This window comes from Pseudomonas sp. H1_D05, assembly GCF_054682705.1.
Genome location: NZ_CP162825.1, coordinates 887,123 through 905,308, shown reverse-complemented (window position 1 = coordinate 905,308; position 18,186 = coordinate 887,123). Strand labels below are relative to the sequence as shown.

Sequence of the window (18,186 nt, the reverse complement as noted above, 5' to 3'; positions counted from 1 at the left end):
GCTCACTCCTACAATGGATCTCCGGTTAACTCACATTTTGTGAACACCCTAGATCCCTGTGGGAGCGAGCCTGCTCGCGAAGGGGTCCTCAATCCAGGCCCAGTTTCTTCAGCCGATAGCGCATCGAACGAAACGAAAGACTCAACCGCTGCGCCGCCGCCGTGCGATTCCAGCGCGTTTCTTCCAGCGCCTGCAAGATCAGCTTCCTCTCAACGTTCTCCAGATAATCTTCCAGATTGTCGATCTGCGTCAGATCGGCAATCCCGCCGTCCGCCGCGCAGTTGCCTTCGCTCAGACGTAAATCTTCAGCCTCGATCGTGCGGTTTTCACACAAGGTGTGTGCCCGCTCAAGCACGTTTTCCAACTCCCGCACATTCCCCGGAAACCGGTAATTCTTCAGCGCTGCCAACGCCTGTGGATGCAAGCGTGCTGCCGGCTGGCCGGTGTCCTTGGCCAAACGCTTGAGCATACTGGCCGCCAGCACTTCAATATCATCACGTCTTTCGCGCAGGGACGGCACGCGCAGTTCGATCACGTTCAAGCGGTAATAAAGGTCCTGACGAAAGCGTTCGGCCGCGACCTCTGCATCGAGATCCTTGTGCGTGGCGCAGAGAATCCGCACATCGACCACGCTTTCCTGCTGGCCGCCGACACTGCGCACGGCTTTTTCCTGGATCGCCCGCAGCAGTTTTACCTGCATCGACAGCGGCAAGTCCGCCACCTCATCAAGAAACAACGTGCCGCCATGGGCGGCTTGAAACAGTCCGGGTTTGTCCTCGACGGCGCCGGTAAAACTGCCTTTGCGATGGCCAAAAAACTCGCTTTCCATCAGCTCTGACGGAATCGCCCCGCAGTTCACCGGCACGAACGGCTGGCCGGCGCGCGGCCCTTGTTCATGGATCAGCCGCGCAACCAGTTCCTTGCCACTGCCCGATTCGCCACTGATGTACACCGGCGCCTGACTGCGAGCGAGTTTGTCGATTTGCTTGCGCAGAATGCGCATCGGTGGCGAATCGCCGAGCAAGCGCCGATCGATGGAGGTAAAGCTGCCTCCCGCCGCCGGCATGCGCAGGGCTGTACCGACCAGTTCGCGCAAACGAGTGAGGTCCACCGGTTTGGTGAGGAAGTCGAAAGCACCTGCTTTCAAAGCGTTGATGGCCGTTTCCAGGCTGCCATAGGCGGTGATCATCGCCACCGGCAGTTGTGGATAGCGTTGCTGAATGTGCTGCACCAGCTCCAGCCCCGTACCATCGGGCAGGCGCATGTCGGTCAGGCACAGATCGAAACTCTCGCGGTTCAGCAGCGCCTGGGCTTCAGCCAGATTGCGTGCGCTGTAGGTGTCGAGCTTCATCCGTCCCAGGGTGATTTCCAGGAGTTCGCGGATATCCGGTTCGTCGTCGACGATGAGGATTTTTTGCCGTGGGCTCGTATTCAACTTTGTTTCCGTCCGTGAGCAAAGGTGATGCGAAAGCAGCCGCCGCCTTGGCGTGATTGAAAGTCTAGGCGCGCTTGGTTGCTTTCGCACAGCTCACGGGACAGATAAAGCCCAAGGCCGGTGCCCTGGCTGCTGGTGGTGAAGAACGGTTCGAACAGATGCGTCTGTTGATCGAGCGGGACGCCGGGGCCGTTGTCCTGCACTTCGAGGACCGCCAACTGGCTGTCGGGATCACTGAACAACGACAGCCAGACTTCGGCCTGATCATGCAGCAGGGCGCTGTGGCGCCAGCCGTTGCGTAACAGATTGTCGAGAATTTGCGTGAGCTGGTTCGGGTCCATCAGCGTGGTGAAGTCTCCCGAATTGATCCGCAGGTGAATCTGCTGGCGTTCGCTGGCCTGTTCACGACTCTCGACAACGAAGTTTTCCAGCCATGGCTTGAGATCCAGGCGTTGCGGCGCGCTTTGCTGGCGGCGGGACAGTTGCAGGACGTTTTCGATGACTCGGTTCATGCGCTGGGAGTGGTCTTGAATGATCTGCGTCAGACGCCGATCCGCGCTATCGAGTTCCTCGGACTCAGCCAATAGCTGCGCGGCGTGACTGATGGCGCCCAACGGATTGCGGATCTCGTGGGCGATGCCGGCGGTCAAGCGCCCGAGTGCGGCGAGCTTAAGTTGCTGGGCTTGCTGGGCGATTTGCGCGAGGTCTTCGAGAAATACCAGGGTTTGTTGGTGGGGGCTTTGTTCGAGGGCAATGAAGCTCGGTTGCAGTTCCAGGCCGTTGCCGGGGATTTTCAGGCTCTGCGGGCGCAGGGTCGGGTTGTTCAGCCACAGTTGCAGGCGATCGACCAGCGCCGTGGAATAGTCATCGATCAAATGCCCCTGAAGGTGCGACTGCGCGAGCAGGGTTTGCGCGCTGTGATTGGCCAGTTGCACTCGCCGCGCCTCGTCGAGCACCAGAATGCCGGTGCGCATGCGTTGCAGGATCAGCGCGTTGAGGGCTTCGAGGCTGACCACTTCACTGGCACGTTGCTCGGCAAGGGTTTCGCTGACTTCGAGGCGGCGGATCAGTCCCTGCACCAGCAACGACGCGGCAAAGCACAGCGCACCGAGGGTGCCGGCCTGCAAGTATTCATTGGCGCTAAGGGCATGGTTGAAGCCGAGCAGGAAGCTCGAGCCGACGATGCCCAGCGCACCGATGGCGGCGATCAATAGCCCGATGCGCCGCCGTAGCAGGGTGTTGCTGATCGCCACAGAGACAATCAGCAAATTGCCCAGCGCACTGCCGACGCCGCCCGCAGCAAAGAACAAACCGCATAAAAGCAGGACATCGACGAGGGCCAGACTGAACAGCTGCGCTGGCCGTCGGGTGTTCTCAAGGAACACCACCAACAGAATGTTGAGGATCAGATACAGCCAACTGCCACCGCGCAGCAATTCGTCGTTGGCCGACGTCAGCAGGCGGTTGTCCATGTTGCTGGAGATCAGCAGCACCAGCGTGATGCCGATACTCAAGCGGTAGAGATGATAAAGGCGCAGCAGGCGCTGCGCCTGTTTGCTGTCGGCGTGGGTGGCCTCAGCGATCACGGGTACCCGGGCCTTGCTCAAGGTGAGCCTGGCTGCAATACCACTGTTGTTGCACGCTCAGCGCGCGGTCGCGCGGCAGATGCACGCCGCAATGGGCGCAACGCACCATTGGTGGGGCGTCCTGTTCGCGAGGGGCACGGTTGGATTGATTGGACGCGGCAGGCGCCTTGAATTTACGCCACAACCATATCGCGGCAAAAATCACGACGATCCAGAACAATAAACGAAGCATGATGAGCGGCTTTCCGACTGATGATCCGGCAGTTTAGCCAAGCTCCCGACAAGCGCACAGCGGATTAAAGCGCAGAAATGAAAAAGGGAGATCCGCAGATCTCCCTTTTTGTACATCCGGTGTGATCAGTCGAACACGCCGAAAGTCATGTAGCTGAACCACGAGCGGTCGGTGTTGCTCGACTCAGGCTCTGGCTCTTCGATCACGTCGCCGTTTTCGTCTTTAGGCTTGAGCTCGTTCGGAATTGCGTCTTTCGCGTCCTGGAACTGCTTCTGCACGTCCTGGTTGGCACGGGTTTCTCCCGGCGGCAGCGGTGGACGCGACTCGATCAGACCCAAAGTCGCCTTGCTCAGGAACGAACGGTTGTCGGCTTCGGCAACCCGTGGCACGAACTGGCCGTCTTGCAGGCTCGGGTGGTTCGGGTAGTTGAGCTTCAGGGTTTCCAGGCTGGTGGCTGCCAGGTCGTCCAGGTGCAGACGCTGGTAGGCTTCAGTCATCACCGCCAGGCCGTCGCCGACCGATGGGGTTTCCTGGAAGTTTTCCACGACATAGCGACCACGGTTGGCAGCGGCTACGTAAGCCTGACGGGTCAGGTAGTAGTCGGCCACGTGGATTTCGTAGGCGGCCAGCAGGTTGCGCAGATAAATCATGCGCTGCTTGGCGTCCGGCGCGTAGCGGCTGTTCGGGTAGCGGCTGGTCAGCTGGGCGAACTCGTTGTACGAGTCGCGCGCGGCGCCCGGGTCACGCTTGGTCATGTCCAGCGGCAGGAAGCGCGCCAGCAGGCCGACGTCCTGGTCGAACGAGGTCAGACCTTTCAAGTAGTACGCGTAATCCACGTTCGGATGCTGCGGGTGCAAACGAATGAAACGCTCGGCGGCAGACTTTGCAGCTTCCGGCTCGGCGTTCTTATAGTTGGCGTAGATCAGCTCCAGCTGTGCCTGATCGGCGTAGCGACCGAACGGATAACGCGACTCCAGAGCCTTCAGCTTGGCTGTGGCGCTGGTGTAGCTGTTGTTGTCCAAGTCAGTCTGAGCCTGCTGATACAGCTCGGCTTCGCTGAGGTTTTCGTCTACGACTTCCTTCGATGAGCAAGCAGCGGTCAATGCGAGGATGGCGATCAGCAGCAGGTGTTTCACTTGCATGGCGGCTTGCGTCCCTATGACGGCCGCTGTCTTGGGCGGGGCCGTCCTGTTATGATGAGCGCCCCGTTGAAAAGCCTCGGGGCAAAAGACGCCGTATTTAACCACAAGCGCGCAGCCGAAACCAAAAGCTGTGCCGACGCACAGTCAGAGCATGTCCGATAAAATTGAACTTCGCGCAGAGGTGCCGTCCGAATTGGGCGGCCAACGCCTCGATCAAGTCGCTGCCCAACTCTTCGCTGAGCACTCTCGCTCGCGCCTTTCCGCCTGGATCAAAGAAGGTCGCCTGACTGTGGACGGGGCGGTCATCCGCCCTCGCGACATCGTGCACGGCGGTGCCATCCTTGAGCTGACTGCCGAGCAGGAAGCCCAGGGCGAATGGATCGCCCAGGACATCGAACTCGACATCGTCTATGAAGACGACGACATTCTGGTGATCAACAAGCCTGCGGGCCTGGTGGTGCACCCGGCTGCCGGTCACGCCGATGGCACCTTGCTCAACGCCTTGCTGCACCACGTGCCGGACATCATCAATGTCCCGCGCGCCGGTATCGTGCATCGTCTTGACAAGGACACCACCGGTCTGATGGTGGTGGCCAAGACCATTCAGGCGCAGACCAAGCTGGTGACGCAACTGCAGAGTCGCAGCGTCAGCCGCATCTACGAGTGCATCGTGATCGGTGTGGTCACTGCCGGGGGCAAGATCAACGCCCCGATCGGTCGCCACGGCCAGCAGCGCCAGCGCATGGCGGTGATGGAAGGCGGCAAGCCTGCCGTCAGCCACTATCGCGTGCTGGAGCGCTTCCGCTCGCACACCCACGTACGGGTGAAGCTGGAAACCGGTCGTACTCACCAGATTCGCGTACACATGTCGCACATCAACTTCCCGTTGGTCGGCGATCCGGCGTATGGCGGTCGTTTCCGCATTCCGCCAGCCGCGAACCCGACGATGGTTGAATCCCTCAAGCATTTCCCGCGTCAGGCCCTGCACGCGCGCTTCCTTGAGCTGGATCATCCGACGACCGGTGAGCGCATGAGCTGGGAGTCACCGCTGCCGGAAGATTTCGTCTGGCTGCTGACCTTGCTCAAGCAGGATCGCGAGGCCTTCATCGGATGAACTGGCTGACGCCGGACTGGCCTGCGCCGGCCAGCGTCAAAGCCTGCGTCACCACCCGCGAGGGGGGTGTCAGCGAGGCGCCGTTCGACAGCCTCAATCTGGGCGATCATGTTGATGATCGTCCTGAGGCCGTTGCCGAGAACCGTCGACGCCTGACCGATCACTTCTCTATACAGCCTGCCTGGTTGCAGCAAGTGCACGGAATTGCCGTGGCGCATGCGGATCCGGGCATTGTTGCGACCGCAGACGCCAGCTGGACAGCAACGCCGGGCATCGCCTGCGCGGCGATGACGGCGGACTGTCTGCCGGCATTGTTCTGCGATCGCGCCGGCACCCGTGTCGCGGCGGCTCATGCTGGTTGGCGGGGGCTGGCGGCGGGTGTGCTGGAAGCTACCCTCGACAGTCTCGATGTTCCGGCCGCAGAAGTACTGGTCTGGCTCGGCCCTGCCATCGGCCCGCAAGCCTTTGAGGTCGGCCCGGAGGTTCGGGAAGTCTTCGTCAAGCAATTGCCGGAAGCGGCATCAGCCTTCGTGCCAAGCCACAATGCTGGCAAGTTCATGGCTGACATCTATTTGCTGGCGCGCCTGCGTCTGGCTGAACGTGGTGTCACCGCTGTTTATGGTGGCGGTTTCTGCACCGTGACTGATCCGCGCTTCTTCTCCTACCGTCGCGCTTCGCGCACTGGTCGCTTTGCCTCCCTTATCTGGCTCACCCGCTAGACTTGCCTGACCTGAATCAACGCTCTGACGCTTGAATCTTGCAGAATCGACCGCATCTATAGCGGTATCTGGCAGGTTTCTTTATTCAGGATGGTTTTTAGGTCCGGCCTGCTCAAAAGGAAGGTGACTTATGCGAATAGACCGTTTAACCAGCAAGTTACAGTTGGCCTTGTCCGACGCCCAGTCGTTGGCTGTCGGCCACGATCATCCGGCGATTGAGCCGGCGCACTTGATGCAAGCCATGCTTGAACAGCAGGGTGGTTCGATCAAACCTCTGCTGATGCAGGTGGGCTTCGACGTCAACAGCTTGCGCAAAGAGCTGACCAAAGAGCTCGACCAATTACCGAAAATCCAGAACCCGACCGGCGACGTCAACATGTCGCAGGATCTGGCGCGCCTGCTCAATCAGGCTGACCGTCTGGCCCAGCAGAAGGGCGACCAGTTCATTTCCAGCGAACTGGTGCTGCTCGCTGCGATGGACGAGAACAGCAAGCTCGGCAAGTTGCTGCTCGGCCAGGGCGTGAGCAAGAAAGCCCTGGAAAACGCGATCAACAACCTGCGCGGTGGCGAAGCGGTTAACGACGCCAACCACGAGGAGTCGCGGCAGGCGCTGGATAAATACACCGTCGACCTGACCAAGCGCGCCGAAGATGGCAAGCTCGATCCGGTGATCGGTCGTGACGACGAAATTCGCCGCACCATTCAGGTTCTGCAACGCCGCACCAAGAACAACCCGGTGTTGATCGGTGAGCCAGGCGTGGGCAAAACCGCCATCGCCGAAGGCCTGGCCCAGCGCATCATCAACGGCGAAGTGCCGGACGGCCTCAAAGGCAAGCGTCTGCTCTCGCTGGACATGGGCGCGCTGATTGCCGGTGCCAAGTATCGCGGTGAGTTCGAAGAGCGCCTGAAATCGTTGCTCAACGAACTGTCGAAGCAGGAAGGGCAGATCATTCTGTTCATCGACGAACTGCATACCATGGTCGGCGCCGGTAAAGGCGAAGGCTCGATGGATGCCGGCAACATGCTCAAGCCTGCGCTGGCTCGCGGTGAGTTGCACTGCGTTGGCGCGACCACGCTCAACGAGTACCGCCAATATATAGAGAAGGACGCGGCGCTTGAGCGACGCTTCCAGAAAGTTCTGGTGGATGAGCCGAGCGAAGAAGACACCATTGCCATCCTGCGTGGCCTTAAAGAGCGTTACGAGGTTCACCACAAGGTGGCAATCACCGACGGCGCGATCATCGCCGCGGCCAAGCTCAGCCATCGCTACATCACTGACCGGCAGTTGCCGGACAAGGCCATCGATCTGATCGACGAGGCCGCTAGTCGCATCCGCATGGAAATCGACTCCAAACCGGAAGTGCTCGATCGTCTGGAACGTCGCCTGATTCAGTTGAAGGTGGAATCCCAGGCGCTGAAGAAAGAAAGCGACGAAGCGGCGATGAAACGTCTGGAGAAACTCCAGGAAGAAATCGTCCGCCTCGAACGCGAGTATTCCGATCTGGAAGAAATCTGGAACTCGGAAAAAGCCGAGGTGCAGGGTTCTGCGCAGATTCAGCAGAAGATCGAGCAGTCGCGGCAGGAACTGGAAGCCGCGCGCCGTAAAGGTGACCTCAACCGTATGGCTGAATTGCAGTACGGGGTGATCCCGGATCTGGAACGCAGCCTGCAAATGGTCGACCAGCACGGCAAGAGCGAAAACCAGTTGCTGCGCAGCAAGGTGACTGAAGAAGAAATCGCTGAAGTTGTGTCGAAGTGGACCGGCATCCCGGTGTCGAAAATGCTCGAAGGCGAGCGCGACAAGCTGATGAAGATGGAAAGCCTGTTGCACAAACGGGTCATCGGTCAGGAAGAGGCCGTGGTCGCCGTCGCCAACGCGGTACGCCGTTCGCGCGCCGGGTTGTCCGACCCGAATCGTCCGAGCGGCTCGTTCATGTTCCTCGGCCCGACCGGTGTCGGTAAAACCGAGCTGTGCAAGGCGCTGGCCGAATTCCTCTTTGATACGGAAGAGGCGATGGTGCGGATCGACATGTCCGAGTTCATGGAGAAACATTCCGTGGCTCGCCTGATCGGTGCACCACCGGGATACGTCGGCTACGAAGAGGGTGGTTACCTGACCGAGGCGGTGCGTCGCAAGCCTTATTCGGTGATCCTGCTGGACGAAGTCGAGAAGGCGCACCCGGATGTGTTCAACATCTTGCTGCAAGTGCTCGAGGATGGTCGCCTGACCGACAGCCATGGCCGTACGGTGGATTTCCGCAACACCGTGATCGTCATGACTTCGAACCTGGGGTCGGTACAGATCCAGGAACTGGTCGGTGATCGTGAGGCTCAACGTGCTGCAGTCATGGATGCGCTGACGTCGCACTTCCGTCCGGAGTTCATCAACCGGGTCGACGAAGTGGTGATCTTCGAGCCTTTGGCGCGGGATCAGATCGCGGGCATTACCGAGATCCAGTTGGGCCGTCTGCGCAGCCGTCTGGCCGAGCGCGAGCTGAAGCTGGAACTCAGTCCAGAGGCGATGGACAAGTTGATCGCCGTTGGTTACGACCCGGTGTATGGCGCACGTCCTTTGAAACGGGCGATTCAGCGCTGGATCGAAAACCCGCTGGCACAGTTGATCCTCTCGGGTCACTTCATGCCGGGCGACACGGCAACCGGCACTGTCGAGAACGACGAAATCGTTTTCAACTAAGCCTGAGCGCCAATGAAAAAAGGAGGGCCCCACATTGTGGGGCCTTTTTTTTCGTTAGGCTGTTGAACTCAAAGGAAAAGGCTTGTAAAGTGCGCCCCGCAGTCAGTCGCCAAGACGGTCTCAGCTCACTGAGTTGAAATCTGAAATAAGTTGCAAATCATTAACTTGAAAGCAATTTAGGGGGTTGACAGAGGTGTTCTAGGTTGTAGAATAGCGCGCCTCAGACACACGAACGCAGCGATGCGAAAACGGTGTCGAGAAGCTTCAGGTTTCACCGTTGTAAATTGAAATATGTAGTTCCGTGATAGCTCAGTCGGTAGAGCAAATGACTGTTAATCATTGGGTCCCAGGTTCGAGTCCTGGTCACGGAGCCAATTTCAAGCCGGGGTATAGCGCAGTCCGGTAGCGCGCCTGCTTTGGGAGCAGGATGTCAGGAGTTCGAATCCCCTTACCCCGACCATTTTTGGGTCGTTAGCTCAGTTGGTAGAGCAGTTGGCTTTTAACCAATTGGTCGTAGGTTCGAATCCCACACGACCCACCATTTTTGAAACCAGTTTGCGCTGGGATCGAATCTTAAGATCAGAGGCCAAAAGCGCTGATCGAAGAAGGCGATCTTTGAAAGGTCGCCTTTTTTTTACCGGGGTATAGCGCAGTCCGGTAGCGCGCCTGCTTTGGGAGCAGGATGTCAGGAGTTCGAATCCCCTTACCCCGACCATATTAAAAATCCTCGTATCGAAAGATACGGGGATTTTTTTGTCCGACAAAAACTCATTTCCCCTTCAAGTCATCATACAACCTGCCGATAGCCCGCTAACACGAGGGGACTGCCATGGCTTTCGCCCCTTGAATCTGGCCAATACAAGAATAAGGGCGTTCGTCATGTTGCTTCGTCAGTTGAATATTGCTCCCCGGGCAGCCCTGGGGTTCGCCCTGATCGCGGTGTTGGTAGCCTTGCTCGGCGTGTTTGCGCTGGGGCAGATGTCGAGCATTCGCGATAGTGAAGTCGCAGTAGAAAACCAGTGGCTGCCGAGCATTCGTGGCGGCGACGAGATCCGCGAGATCATGCTGCGCATCCGCACCATCTCGTTGCGTATGGCGCTGGATCAGGACGCGAACAATATCGCCACCTACCGCAGCCAGATGGACACCCGCGACAAAGAGCTGAGCGAGAAAATCGCCGCCTACGACAAACTGGTCGACACCCCGGAGGGCCAGCAGCTATATGACCAATTCAAAAAGAACTTCGCCGCGTATCGCAGCGGTATCGCTCAATCCTTCGCCCTCGCCGAGCAAGGCAAGCGTGATGAGTTGACCAAATTGTTGCTGGTCGACATGAAAACCGTCGTCGATGGCTCCGGCAAGCAACTCAACGACCTGGCGGATTTGTTCGCCAAACAGGTCGCCGCAGAAAGCCAGAAGTCCGCTGCGCACTACGAAAACTCGCGCACGATTGTCAGTTTGTTTATTGCCTTGGCCGCGCTGGCCACGGTGGCGCTGGCGATGATGCTCACCCGCAGTATCGTTCGTCCGCTCAGCAGCGCCGTGAACGCAGCAGAAAGTGTCGCGCAGGGGGATCTGACCCGGCCGATCGAAACCCATGGCAACGATGAAGTCAGTCGCTTGCTCAAAGCCTTGGCAACCATGCAGCAGAACCTGCGCGAGACGCTGCAAGGCATCAGCGGTTCGGCGACGCAACTGGCGACCGCTGCCGATGAACTCAATGCGGTAACTCTCGACAGCACCCAGGGACTGCAACAGCAGAACAACGAAATCGAACAAGCCGCGACGGCCGTCAACCAGATGACGGCAGCAGTGGAAGAGGTCGCACGCAATGCGGTGTCGACGTCTGACGCGACCCGTCAATCCAGCGAGTCGGCGCATCTGGGGCAGGTGCGCGTCAGTGAGACCGCCACGGCCATCAATGCATTGGCCAGCGACGTGCAACAGACCGGTGAGTTGGTGCAATCACTGGCCAATCAATCGCAGGACATCGGCAAAGTGCTCGACGTGATTCGGGCGATTGCCGAGCAGACCAATTTGCTGGCGCTCAACGCGGCGATTGAGGCGGCACGCGCCGGGGAGAGCGGGCGAGGCTTTGCCGTAGTCGCCGATGAAGTACGCGCGCTGGCCTATCGCACGCAGCAATCGACGCAGGAGATCGAGCAGATGGTCCAGGGCATGCGCAGCGGTTCGAGCCTGGCGCTGGATTCGATGCAGGCCAGTACCGCACGGGCGACGACCACGCTGGCCTTGGCTGAGCGTGCCGGTGAGGCGCTGCAAACCATTACCGCGTCGGTGCATGAGATCCATGAGCGCAATCTGGTGATCGCCAGCGCAGCTGAAGAACAAGCGCAAGTAGCCCGGGAAGTGGATCGCAACCTGGTGAATATTCGTGATTTATCGGTACGTTCGGCCGCCGGTGCCGACCAGACCAGCGCGTCCAGCCATGAGTTGTCGAAACTGGCCAATGCCTTGCAGGGCATGGTACGGCGCTTCCAGTTGTAAACGGGCAGACGTGAAAAAGCCGCGTTTCTCTCAGGAGAAGCGCGGCTTGTTTTTTATTGTCGATCAGGCGCCGTCTTGGTCTTTCAGGTGTTCGAACAGACCTTTTGGCATCTTCTTGCCATTGGCTTCAAAGTTGGCCTTCACGTTGTTGTAGGCCTCTTGTTCGTCGATGAAACCGTCATGGTTGGTGTCGATCTTGTCGAAATCGGACTTCGGCGCGACTTTCAGAAATTCGGCGCGCGAGACCTTGCCGTCACCGTCGCTGTCCGTCTTGGCCATCGAAGCATCGCCACATTTGCCTTCACCGCATTTGCCTTCCGGTGCTTTCACCGAAGTTTCTGCCGAGGCGACCATGTAGCCCTGCGCCAGTGGTTGAGCGGCAAACACCGAACCGGACAACATCAGGCCGCCCGCCAGCGCGGCGCCGATCAGGCCAATGGATTTTTTACCGAGGGTCGAAGTACGGGACATTTACATTCTCCTGGGCTGCACTGCGCAACCACACGTTAAGGACGATTGCCTGAGCAGGTGTTGCTCGGGTGTGGCCATTAAGCGGTGGCGGTGTATCGCGTCTGTGTCGCGGAGCGGGGGAGTTTGTAAGCGAAGGAGGGAAAAGCGGGGCGGGGATACAGTAAGAAACAGATCTTTCGATCAACACAAAACATTGTGGGAGCGAGCCGGCTCGCGAAAGCGTCGGGTCAGTCGCATTAACATTGACTGACAGAACGCATTCGCGAGCAGGCTCGCTCCCACAGGTTTTAGTGCAGTTTCAGGCGCGGCTCGGTGCCACGGCCAATCTTGCTGCCCAGCATCAACATCGCCGTGCGGAACGGCCCGTACAGCGCCATCTGGTGCATACGATACAGCGACACGTAAAACATCCGCGCCAGCCAGCCTTCGAGCATCACGCTACCGGTCAGATTGCCCATCAAGTTACCCACCGCCGAAAAGCGCGACAACGAGATCAGCGAGCCGTAGTCGGTGTACTTGTACTCCGGCAAGGTCTTGCCTTCGATGCGCAGTTTCAGCGATTTGGCCAGCAGCGACGCCTGTTGGTGCGCGGCTTGGGCACGCGGCGGCACATTGCGATCGGTACCCGGTTGCGGGCACGCGGCGCAGTCACCGAAAGCAAAGATGTTCTCGTCGCGGGTGGTTTGCAGCGTCGGCAGCACTTGCAGTTGATTGATGCGGTTGGTTTCCAGACCGTCGATGTCCTTGAGGAAACCCGGCGCGCGAATGCCCGCTGCCCAGACTTTCAGGCTGGCCTTGATCTCGTTGCCATCGGCGGTGACCAGGCTGTCGGCGGTTACTTCGCTGACCGAAGCGTTGGTCATCACGTTGACCCCGAGCTTTTCCAGGGTTTTGTGCACCGGCCCGCTGATACGCTCTGGCAGGGCAGGCAGTACCCGTGGACCGGCTTCGATCAGAGTGATGTGCATGTTTTCCGGTTTGATCCGGTCCAGACCATAAGCCGCCAGTTCGTGCGCGGCGTTGTGCAGTTCAGCCGCCAGCTCGACACCAGTGGCGCCAGCGCCGACGATCGCAACGCTGATTTGCTCGACCACATCGGTTTGCCCGGCGTGTGCACGCAGATAGTGATTAAGCAGTTGCTGATGGAAGCGCTCGGCCTGTTTGCGGGTGTCGAGGAACAGGCAGTGCTGTGCCGCACCCTGAGTGCCGAAGTCGTTGGTGGTGCTGCCGACGCTGATCACCAGTGAGTCGTATTGCACTTCACGTGCAGGAACCAGTTCTACGCCGTTTTCGTCGTAGGTGGCGGCCAACTGGATTTTCTTCTGTGCGCGATCGAGCCCGCTCATGCGCCCTAGCTGGAACTCGAAGTGGTTCCATTTTGCCTGGGCAACATAGTTGAGTTCGTCTTCGGAGGAGTTCAGCGATCCGGCGGCCACTTCGTGCAACAGCGGTTTCCAGATGTGCGTCAGGTTGGCGTCGACCAGCATCACACTGGCCGTGCCGCGCTTGCCCAGAGTCTTACCCAGACGGGTAGCCAACTCCAGACCGCCGGCGCCGCCGCCGACAATAACAATACGATGGGACATAGGGATAACTCGCAAGGTTTTTAAAGGAAATCGGTGCGGTTACCCAAGCGAGCGCCAAGCTGCTCATAGCGTCAGGTAACTGATAAATCGGCTCAACAGGCCAAGACCAATGGTCACTGCCAGCACCAGCACGAGGAGCATCCATGGCCGAAATGGCCGGCGCTCGACTCGGTGTTGGGACAGTTGCAGGTACTCTTCGACATGTTTCTGGTCTTCGGGGTTCAGGCGGCTGGTCATATTTGCCTCGTCAGGTAGACGTTGCTGAATGGGCAGAAGCTACAGCGGTTTTTATCCGGGGTTGAACGCAGCATAGCCGCTGTCCGGAACCGGTTCGACGCTCACCCGGTCTTCGAGGCGAATGATCCCGCTTTGTAACACCCGCGCGGTAATTCCGCCATGGCCGCGCACCGCTTGAAAGGTGCCCGGGCCGAGGTTGTTCTGCAGGCGTGCGCAGGGCTGACACCAGCCCGTGGTTTCGAATATTGCCTGACCGATACGAAAGCGCCGACCCTTGAGACTAAACAAATTGATACCGCTGATAACCAGATTGCGCCGCAGATCTTCAGGCCTGACGGGTTGATCGTCGGGGCGACCCATCAAGGCGCTGATTACCGCCAGATGTTCCCACTGGATCAGGGTTACCTGCCGCGCGTTACGCACACCGGGACGGGCATGATCGCCGGTCAGTCCTGCTTCCAGCCGCGCCTCGACGGCATCGAGTTCGATCATCGGCCCGCGCGACTCGGGGCGCACGCCAATCCAGCGCACATATCCGGTCTGCGGCACATCGGCGATCAATTGCTGAAGGGGGGTCACAGGCTGATTCCCACATCAAACACGATGCTGCGACCGAGGTTGCTGCGCAGAAAATCCGGCGCGTCCGGGTGGGCGAACAGCACGCGGGCGAAGGTCGGGCCGACGAGCGACAGCGAGCGCCAGCCTTGACGCAGGTATTCGGTGGGCGGGGGGAAATGGCTATTCAAATCCAGTACTTCTCGTTTGAGGCTGGCGAAGGCGATGATGTCGAGTTCGCCCAAGTCCATACCGCGTTCTTTGTAGTTGTGTGCTTTTTTGCGCAGGGTCGGCGCCAGTCGCAGCAGGAATTCATTGGCCGGGATTCGTTTCGGCTTGGCTTCGCGGCGCACCAGTTGGCTGAGGGAAAAGGCGCTGCGTCGTCGCTGCAATTCATCGCGCCATTCGTCGTTGAGCCGACGGCCCTCGTCGAGCACGAAGAACACCTCGAAATTGGCATCGCGAAACAATACGTCCGGCGGCTCGCCGGCCGGCGCGAATTCGTCGGCGCGGTAGGGAATGTTCAGGCCTTGCAGCAGGCGCTGGCAAACCCAACGCTCACGCTCCCATTTGCGGGCATTGGACAGAAAGGCGTTGGCCTGCTCGGCCGCGATGGTCAGCAGGCGTAAATAATCTGAGTCATCCATAAGCCCAAGCTTAGCGTTCAAATGCGACAAGCTGAAAGCGTTCCGCGGCAAAGTGCATCAGTGGGCAGTGGAGAAGGGCGGTGTAGACTCATGGAAATCGATTATTTGCGCCAAACCGTGAGGACTCATCGTGAAATTTCGCTGGCTGCTGCTGTTTGCTGTTTTTCCGCTGTGTGCCCATGCGCTCGAAACCGGTGAGCGTCTGGCTCCCTGGACGTTGCTCGATCAGTACGAGCAACCCTTCACCCTCGACAACAGCACCACCACGCTGCTGGTGGCACGGGATATGGACGGCGCCAAGCTGATCAAGGAAGCGTTGAAGGACCAACCCAAGGGCTATCTGGAGGCCCGTCACGCGGTGTTCGTTGCCGACATCCAGCGCATGCCGGCGCTGATTGCCAAAATGTTTGCCGTACCGGCCATGCGCGACTACCACTATCGGGTCATGCTGGATCGAGAAGGACGGGTTGCGTCGCGCTATCCCGGCGCGGAAGGCCAGGTGTTGTGGTTGCAACTCAAGGACGGTCGATTGCTCTCGCAACGTGAGTACGCCAACGCGGGTGACCTGCGCGAGGCACTGGAGAAGGCGCGCCCATGATCGGCGTCGAGGTGATGGCGACTGAAAGTCTGTTGCTGGGCTGGCTGATTTATCTGCCGGTGCTGCTTTGGGCGATCGTGCGGGCGCCGTGGGTCGAGTTGTTCAGCGACAGCCGGCGTCAGCATCTGCTGTTCGGCACCGTGTTTGCGTTGTTTCTCTTGTGGTTGATGCGCAGGGATTTCGACACAGGCGTGTCGTATCACTTCCTCGGTATGACGGCGGTAACCCTGTTGCTGGACTGGCCGCTGGCGATCGTTGGCGGGCTGGTGGCGCAAATCGGCCTGGTGCTGCTCGGGCGTCAGGATCTTGCGGCGATGGGGGTCAATGGCGCCTTGTTCATTTTGCTGCCGGTGCTGGTCACCGAGTGCGTGGCAATCCTTGTCGAGCGTGCTCAACCGCGCAACCCGTTCGTGTACATCTTCTGTTCCGGTTTTTTTGCCGCCGCGTTGTCGGCCTTGTTGTGCCTGATCCTCAGCCTGACGCTGCTGTGGTACGACGGCCTTTTCGCCATGCCGGAGTGGCTGGAAGACTTCATCGGTTACGTGTGGCTGATCATTTTCCCCGAAGCGTTCATCAACGGCATGATCATCAGTGCGCTGGTGGTATTCAGCCCGGAGTGGCTGGAGACCTTCAACCGCACGCGCTACCTTTCGGCGCCGTGGAAGGACGACGATCCGAAGTCTTGATCCACATCAAATCCGCCACGCGCGGGAAATTTCATGCTCGCGCAAATCCCTTCAGGAGCAGCGGCATGAGTGTTTACGAGTGGGCAAGGCAGGAGACCCGGCAGAGTCTGGACATGGCGCAGGAGGTGGGCTTTGACCCGGGGTTGAGTTTGCGTGCCTTGCTCAGTGCGGTGGTGCAGCAGAGCAAGGCCGTGCGCAACGCCGAAGACCTGGCCGACGAGTTGCGCTTTCTGGCGGAAAACCTCGACGACGATCAGGACTACGGCTTTATGCGGCCCTGATCGAGATCAGTGACGCGGATCGAAGTCGCCGGAAAACAGTTCGTCCTCGGCATCCGGTGCGACCGGAATCTTGTGTTCTTCAGAGGCCCAGGCGCCGAGGTCGATCAGTTTGCAGCGCGCGGAGCAGAATGGACGAAATTCGCTTTCAGGCGTGAATTCCACGGGGGCGCCGCAGGTTGGGCATTCAACGGTGGGGATCTGGCTCATGCTTGGCCTCCGGATAAAGTCAGGTAAAAGTGATGCAGACGCTCTACTTCGCTGTGCAGCCAGGCGAGGTCGCGGTCGTTGACCACTACGTCGTCGGCGCGGCTCACACGCTCTTCGCGGCTCGACTGAGCCTTGAGGATCGCCTGAACCTGCTGCTCGCTGGTCTGGTCACGCTGCAAGGTACGTTCGATCTGCAATTGTTGCGGGGCGTCGATCACCAGGATGCGCTGAGTCATCGCGTATTGCCCGGATTCGATCAACAGCGGCGAAACCAGTATCGCGTAAGGCGATTTTGCCAGCGCCAGATGATGAGCGATTTCCTCGGCGATCAACGGATGCAGCAGGGCTTCGAGCCAGCGGCGTTCTTCCGGCACTTCAAAGATCAGTTTGCGCAGGGCGGCGCGATCCAGCGTGCCGTCGCCCTGTAAAACGCCAGGCCCGAAGTGTTCGGCTATTTTTGCCAGTGCCGGACGTCCGGGTTCAACCACCCAACGCGCCGCGTGATCGGCATCCACCACGTGGACACCCAGATCAATGAAGTGCTGAGCCGCTGCGCTTTTGCCGCTGCCGATGCCGCCGGTGAGGCCGAGAATCCAGGGTTTTTCCACAGGGGTATTCATTTCAAACCGACAAACTGCCAATAGAAGGCGGTTATTTGACCACCCCAGAGCAAGGCAATCCAGCCGGCAATTGCCAGATAAGGGCCGAAGGGGATTGGCGTCGAGGTTTTTTGCTCGCGCAGGCGCAACAAAATCACCCCGATAATGGCGCCGACCAGTGATGACAACAGAATCGTCAGCGGCAGAATCTGCCAGCCGCCCCATGCCCCCAGCAGCGCCAACAGTTTGAAATCACCATGACCGATGCCGTCCTTGCCAGTCAGCAGTTTGAACAGCCAGAACACTGACCACAGCGCCAGATAACCGGCCACCGCGCCCCACAACGCATCGTGCAAGGTCACGAACAGGCCGAAACTGTTGACGATCAACCCCAGCCACAGCAACGGCAGCACCAGCACATCGGGCAATAGTTGATGCTCGGTGTCGATCAGACTCATCGCCAGCAGACCCCAGGTGAGGACGATCAGCAGGCACGCCGGCCAACCGAAACCCAAGTGCCAGGCGATGAAGGCCGAAAGCAGCCCACAGGCCAGCTCGGTCAACGGATAACGTTTGCTGATCGGTGCGGAGCACGCTGAACAGCGCCCGCGCAGCCATAGATAACTGAGCAGGGGAACGTTCTCCCACGGGCGAATCCGGTGGGCGCAATGCGGGCATTCGGAGTGCGGCAGCATCAGGTTGTAGATGGGTTGCGAGGCTTCGCCGGGCAAACCGAGCACATCGTGTGCCTGTTGGCGCCAGTCGCGTTCGAGCATTTTCGGCAGGCGCCAGATCAGCACATTGAGGAAACTGCCGACCACCAGGCCCAGCAGCAGGGCGGTGCCGACAAACGCTAGCGGATACACGGCAAACAGTTCGTCGATAGGCATG

Annotated in this window: 19 protein-coding genes, 4 tRNA genes and 1 pseudogene; 12 read left to right on the top strand and 12 right to left on the bottom strand. The window is 59.3% G+C overall.

Features of this window, described 5'->3' with window-relative positions:
* Positions 1-88: 88 nt before the first annotated feature.
* The 4 genes from AB4O11_RS04110 to AB4O11_RS04095 all read right to left on the bottom strand — a co-directional run bounded on the left by AB4O11_RS04110 (position 89) and on the right by AB4O11_RS04095 (position 4,395).
* Positions 89-1,435, bottom strand: coding sequence for a sigma-54-dependent transcriptional regulator (locus AB4O11_RS04110; RefSeq protein WP_099757217.1), 1,347 nt, complete (start codon positions 1,433-1,435; stop codon positions 89-91).
* The gene (locus AB4O11_RS04105; protein ID WP_116255863.1) at positions 1,432-3,021 is read right to left on the bottom strand and encodes a sensor histidine kinase; all 1,590 of its coding nucleotides are present in this window, start codon (positions 3,019-3,021) and stop codon (positions 1,432-1,434) included. The genes AB4O11_RS04110 and AB4O11_RS04105 overlap by 4 nt, the downstream gene beginning before the upstream one ends.
* Positions 3,011-3,253, bottom strand: coding sequence for a PP0621 family protein (locus tag AB4O11_RS04100; protein ID WP_093434843.1), 243 nt, complete (start codon positions 3,251-3,253; stop codon positions 3,011-3,013). Before AB4O11_RS04100 ends, AB4O11_RS04105 begins: the two co-directional genes overlap by 11 nt.
* 125 nt (positions 3,254-3,378) lie before the next feature.
* Positions 3,379-4,395 (bottom strand): outer membrane protein assembly factor BamD, encoded by a 1,017-nt coding sequence (locus tag AB4O11_RS04095; protein WP_093434846.1) that lies wholly within the window; start codon positions 4,393-4,395, stop codon positions 3,379-3,381.
* Positions 4,396-4,546: 151 nt separating this feature from the next.
* On the opposite strand from AB4O11_RS04095, the gene rluD reads away from it, so the two are divergent.
* From rluD to AB4O11_RS04050, 9 genes and pseudogenes are all read left to right on the top strand, one after another.
* Positions 4,547-5,509 (top strand): 23S rRNA pseudouridine(1911/1915/1917) synthase RluD, encoded by a 963-nt coding sequence (gene rluD / locus AB4O11_RS04090; RefSeq protein WP_034153865.1) that lies wholly within the window; start codon positions 4,547-4,549, stop codon positions 5,507-5,509.
* Entirely contained in the window at positions 5,506-6,228 is a 723-nt protein-coding gene (gene pgeF, locus AB4O11_RS04085; RefSeq protein WP_427119792.1) for a peptidoglycan editing factor PgeF, read from the top strand. The genes rluD and pgeF overlap by 4 nt, the downstream gene beginning before the upstream one ends.
* Before the next feature lie 130 nt (positions 6,229-6,358).
* Entirely contained in the window at positions 6,359-8,923 is a 2,565-nt protein-coding gene (gene clpB, locus AB4O11_RS04080) for an ATP-dependent chaperone ClpB (protein ID WP_093434855.1), read from the top strand.
* Positions 8,924-9,221: 298 nt separating this feature from the next.
* Positions 9,222-9,297: transfer RNA gene (locus AB4O11_RS04075), tRNA-Asn, on the top strand.
* A gap of 9 nt (positions 9,298-9,306) precedes the next feature.
* Positions 9,307-9,383: transfer RNA gene (locus AB4O11_RS04070), tRNA-Pro, on the top strand.
* Between the two features lie 5 nt (positions 9,384-9,388).
* A tRNA-Lys gene (locus AB4O11_RS04065) sits at positions 9,389-9,464 on the top strand.
* Positions 9,465-9,561: 97 nt separating this feature from the next.
* Positions 9,562-9,638 (top strand) — tRNA-Pro (locus AB4O11_RS04060).
* 164 nt (positions 9,639-9,802) lie between these two features.
* Positions 9,803-10,525: pseudogene (locus AB4O11_RS04055) on the top strand (MCP four helix bundle domain-containing protein); the annotation flags it as partial.
* 39 nt (positions 10,526-10,564) lie between these two features.
* Positions 10,565-11,428, top strand: coding sequence for a methyl-accepting chemotaxis protein (locus AB4O11_RS04050; protein ID WP_460131045.1), 864 nt, complete (start codon positions 10,565-10,567; stop codon positions 11,426-11,428).
* A 63-nt stretch (positions 11,429-11,491) separates the two neighbouring features.
* On the opposite strand, the gene AB4O11_RS04045 is transcribed toward AB4O11_RS04050, so the two are convergent.
* From AB4O11_RS04045 to AB4O11_RS04025, 5 genes are all read right to left on the bottom strand, one after another.
* The gene (locus AB4O11_RS04045) at positions 11,492-11,899 is read right to left on the bottom strand and encodes an HvfA family oxazolone/thioamide-modified RiPP metallophore (protein WP_016986236.1); all 408 of its coding nucleotides are present in this window, start codon (positions 11,897-11,899) and stop codon (positions 11,492-11,494) included.
* 287 nt (positions 11,900-12,186) lie between these two features.
* Positions 12,187-13,485 carry an NAD(P)/FAD-dependent oxidoreductase gene (locus AB4O11_RS04040; protein WP_186625101.1) on the bottom strand — a complete coding sequence of 433 codons (1,299 nt, stop codon included), beginning with the start codon at positions 13,483-13,485 and terminating at the stop codon, positions 12,187-12,189.
* Between the two features lie 63 nt (positions 13,486-13,548).
* Positions 13,549-13,722: a DUF3094 domain-containing protein gene (locus AB4O11_RS04035; protein WP_007909875.1), complete on the bottom strand. Its 174-nt coding sequence runs from the start codon at positions 13,720-13,722 to the stop codon at positions 13,549-13,551.
* A gap of 51 nt (positions 13,723-13,773) precedes the next feature.
* On the bottom strand, positions 13,774-14,301 hold the full coding sequence (locus AB4O11_RS04030) for an MOSC domain-containing protein (protein ID WP_460130198.1): 528 nt from the start codon (positions 14,299-14,301) through the stop codon (positions 13,774-13,776).
* Positions 14,298-14,924: a DUF1780 domain-containing protein gene (locus AB4O11_RS04025; RefSeq protein ID WP_007909887.1), complete on the bottom strand. Its 627-nt coding sequence runs from the start codon at positions 14,922-14,924 to the stop codon at positions 14,298-14,300. The genes AB4O11_RS04030 and AB4O11_RS04025 overlap by 4 nt, the downstream gene beginning before the upstream one ends.
* Before the next feature lie 130 nt (positions 14,925-15,054).
* Between AB4O11_RS04025 and AB4O11_RS04020 the strand changes: the two genes are divergently transcribed.
* The 3 genes from AB4O11_RS04020 (at position 15,055) to AB4O11_RS04010 (ending at position 16,489) form a co-directional block, all read left to right on the top strand.
* Positions 15,055-15,522, top strand: coding sequence for an FAD/FMN-containing dehydrogenase (locus tag AB4O11_RS04020; protein WP_099757211.1), 468 nt, complete (start codon positions 15,055-15,057; stop codon positions 15,520-15,522).
* Entirely contained in the window at positions 15,519-16,208 is a 690-nt protein-coding gene (locus AB4O11_RS04015) for an energy-coupling factor ABC transporter permease (RefSeq protein WP_186625111.1), read from the top strand. The genes AB4O11_RS04020 and AB4O11_RS04015 overlap by 4 nt, the downstream gene beginning before the upstream one ends.
* A gap of 65 nt (positions 16,209-16,273) precedes the next feature.
* The gene (locus tag AB4O11_RS04010) at positions 16,274-16,489 is read left to right on the top strand and encodes a hypothetical protein (RefSeq protein ID WP_007909901.1); all 216 of its coding nucleotides are present in this window, start codon (positions 16,274-16,276) and stop codon (positions 16,487-16,489) included.
* A 6-nt stretch (positions 16,490-16,495) separates the two neighbouring features.
* Here AB4O11_RS04010 and yacG read toward each other — a convergent pair whose 3' ends face one another.
* The 3 genes from yacG to AB4O11_RS03995 are packed head-to-tail and all read right to left on the bottom strand — an operon-like array spanning position 16,496 to position 18,185.
* Positions 16,496-16,696 (bottom strand): DNA gyrase inhibitor YacG, encoded by a 201-nt coding sequence (gene yacG, locus AB4O11_RS04005; protein ID WP_186625120.1) that lies wholly within the window; start codon positions 16,694-16,696, stop codon positions 16,496-16,498.
* The gene (coaE, locus tag AB4O11_RS04000) at positions 16,693-17,316 is read right to left on the bottom strand and encodes a dephospho-CoA kinase (RefSeq protein WP_093434870.1); all 624 of its coding nucleotides are present in this window, start codon (positions 17,314-17,316) and stop codon (positions 16,693-16,695) included. The genes yacG and coaE overlap by 4 nt, the downstream gene beginning before the upstream one ends.
* Entirely contained in the window at positions 17,313-18,185 is an 873-nt protein-coding gene (locus tag AB4O11_RS03995) for a prepilin peptidase (RefSeq protein WP_460130195.1), read from the bottom strand. The genes coaE and AB4O11_RS03995 overlap by 4 nt, the downstream gene beginning before the upstream one ends.
* Position 18,186: the final 1 nt, after the last annotated feature.

Coding starts and splice junctions, on each gene's coding strand:
- AB4O11_RS04100 (WP_093434843.1), bottom strand. CDS start 3,253: ATGCTTCGTTTATTGTTCTGGATCGTCGTGATTTTTGCCGCGATATGG.
- AB4O11_RS04095 (WP_093434846.1), bottom strand. CDS start 4,395: ATGCAAGTGAAACACCTGCTGCTGATCGCCATCCTCGCATTGACCGCT.
- rluD (WP_034153865.1), top strand. CDS start 4,547: ATGTCCGATAAAATTGAACTTCGCGCAGAGGTGCCGTCCGAATTGGGC.
- pgeF (WP_427119792.1), top strand. CDS start 5,506: ATGAACTGGCTGACGCCGGACTGGCCTGCGCCGGCCAGCGTCAAAGCC.
- clpB (WP_093434855.1), top strand. CDS start 6,359: ATGCGAATAGACCGTTTAACCAGCAAGTTACAGTTGGCCTTGTCCGAC.
- AB4O11_RS04050 (WP_460131045.1), top strand. CDS start 10,565: ATGCAGCAGAACCTGCGCGAGACGCTGCAAGGCATCAGCGGTTCGGCG.
- AB4O11_RS04045 (WP_016986236.1), bottom strand. CDS start 11,899: ATGTCCCGTACTTCGACCCTCGGTAAAAAATCCATTGGCCTGATCGGC.
- AB4O11_RS04040 (WP_186625101.1), bottom strand. CDS start 13,485: ATGTCCCATCGTATTGTTATTGTCGGCGGCGGCGCCGGCGGTCTGGAG.
- AB4O11_RS04035 (WP_007909875.1), bottom strand. CDS start 13,722: ATGACCAGCCGCCTGAACCCCGAAGACCAGAAACATGTCGAAGAGTAC.
- AB4O11_RS04025 (WP_007909887.1), bottom strand. CDS start 14,924: ATGGATGACTCAGATTATTTACGCCTGCTGACCATCGCGGCCGAGCAG.
- AB4O11_RS04015 (WP_186625111.1), top strand. CDS start 15,519: ATGATCGGCGTCGAGGTGATGGCGACTGAAAGTCTGTTGCTGGGCTGG.
- AB4O11_RS04010 (WP_007909901.1), top strand. CDS start 16,274: ATGAGTGTTTACGAGTGGGCAAGGCAGGAGACCCGGCAGAGTCTGGAC.
- yacG (WP_186625120.1), bottom strand. CDS start 16,696: ATGAGCCAGATCCCCACCGTTGAATGCCCAACCTGCGGCGCCCCCGTG.
- coaE (WP_093434870.1), bottom strand. CDS start 17,316: ATGAATACCCCTGTGGAAAAACCCTGGATTCTCGGCCTCACCGGCGGC.
- AB4O11_RS03995 (WP_460130195.1), bottom strand. CDS start 18,185: ATGCCTATCGACGAACTGTTTGCCGTGTATCCGCTAGCGTTTGTCGGC.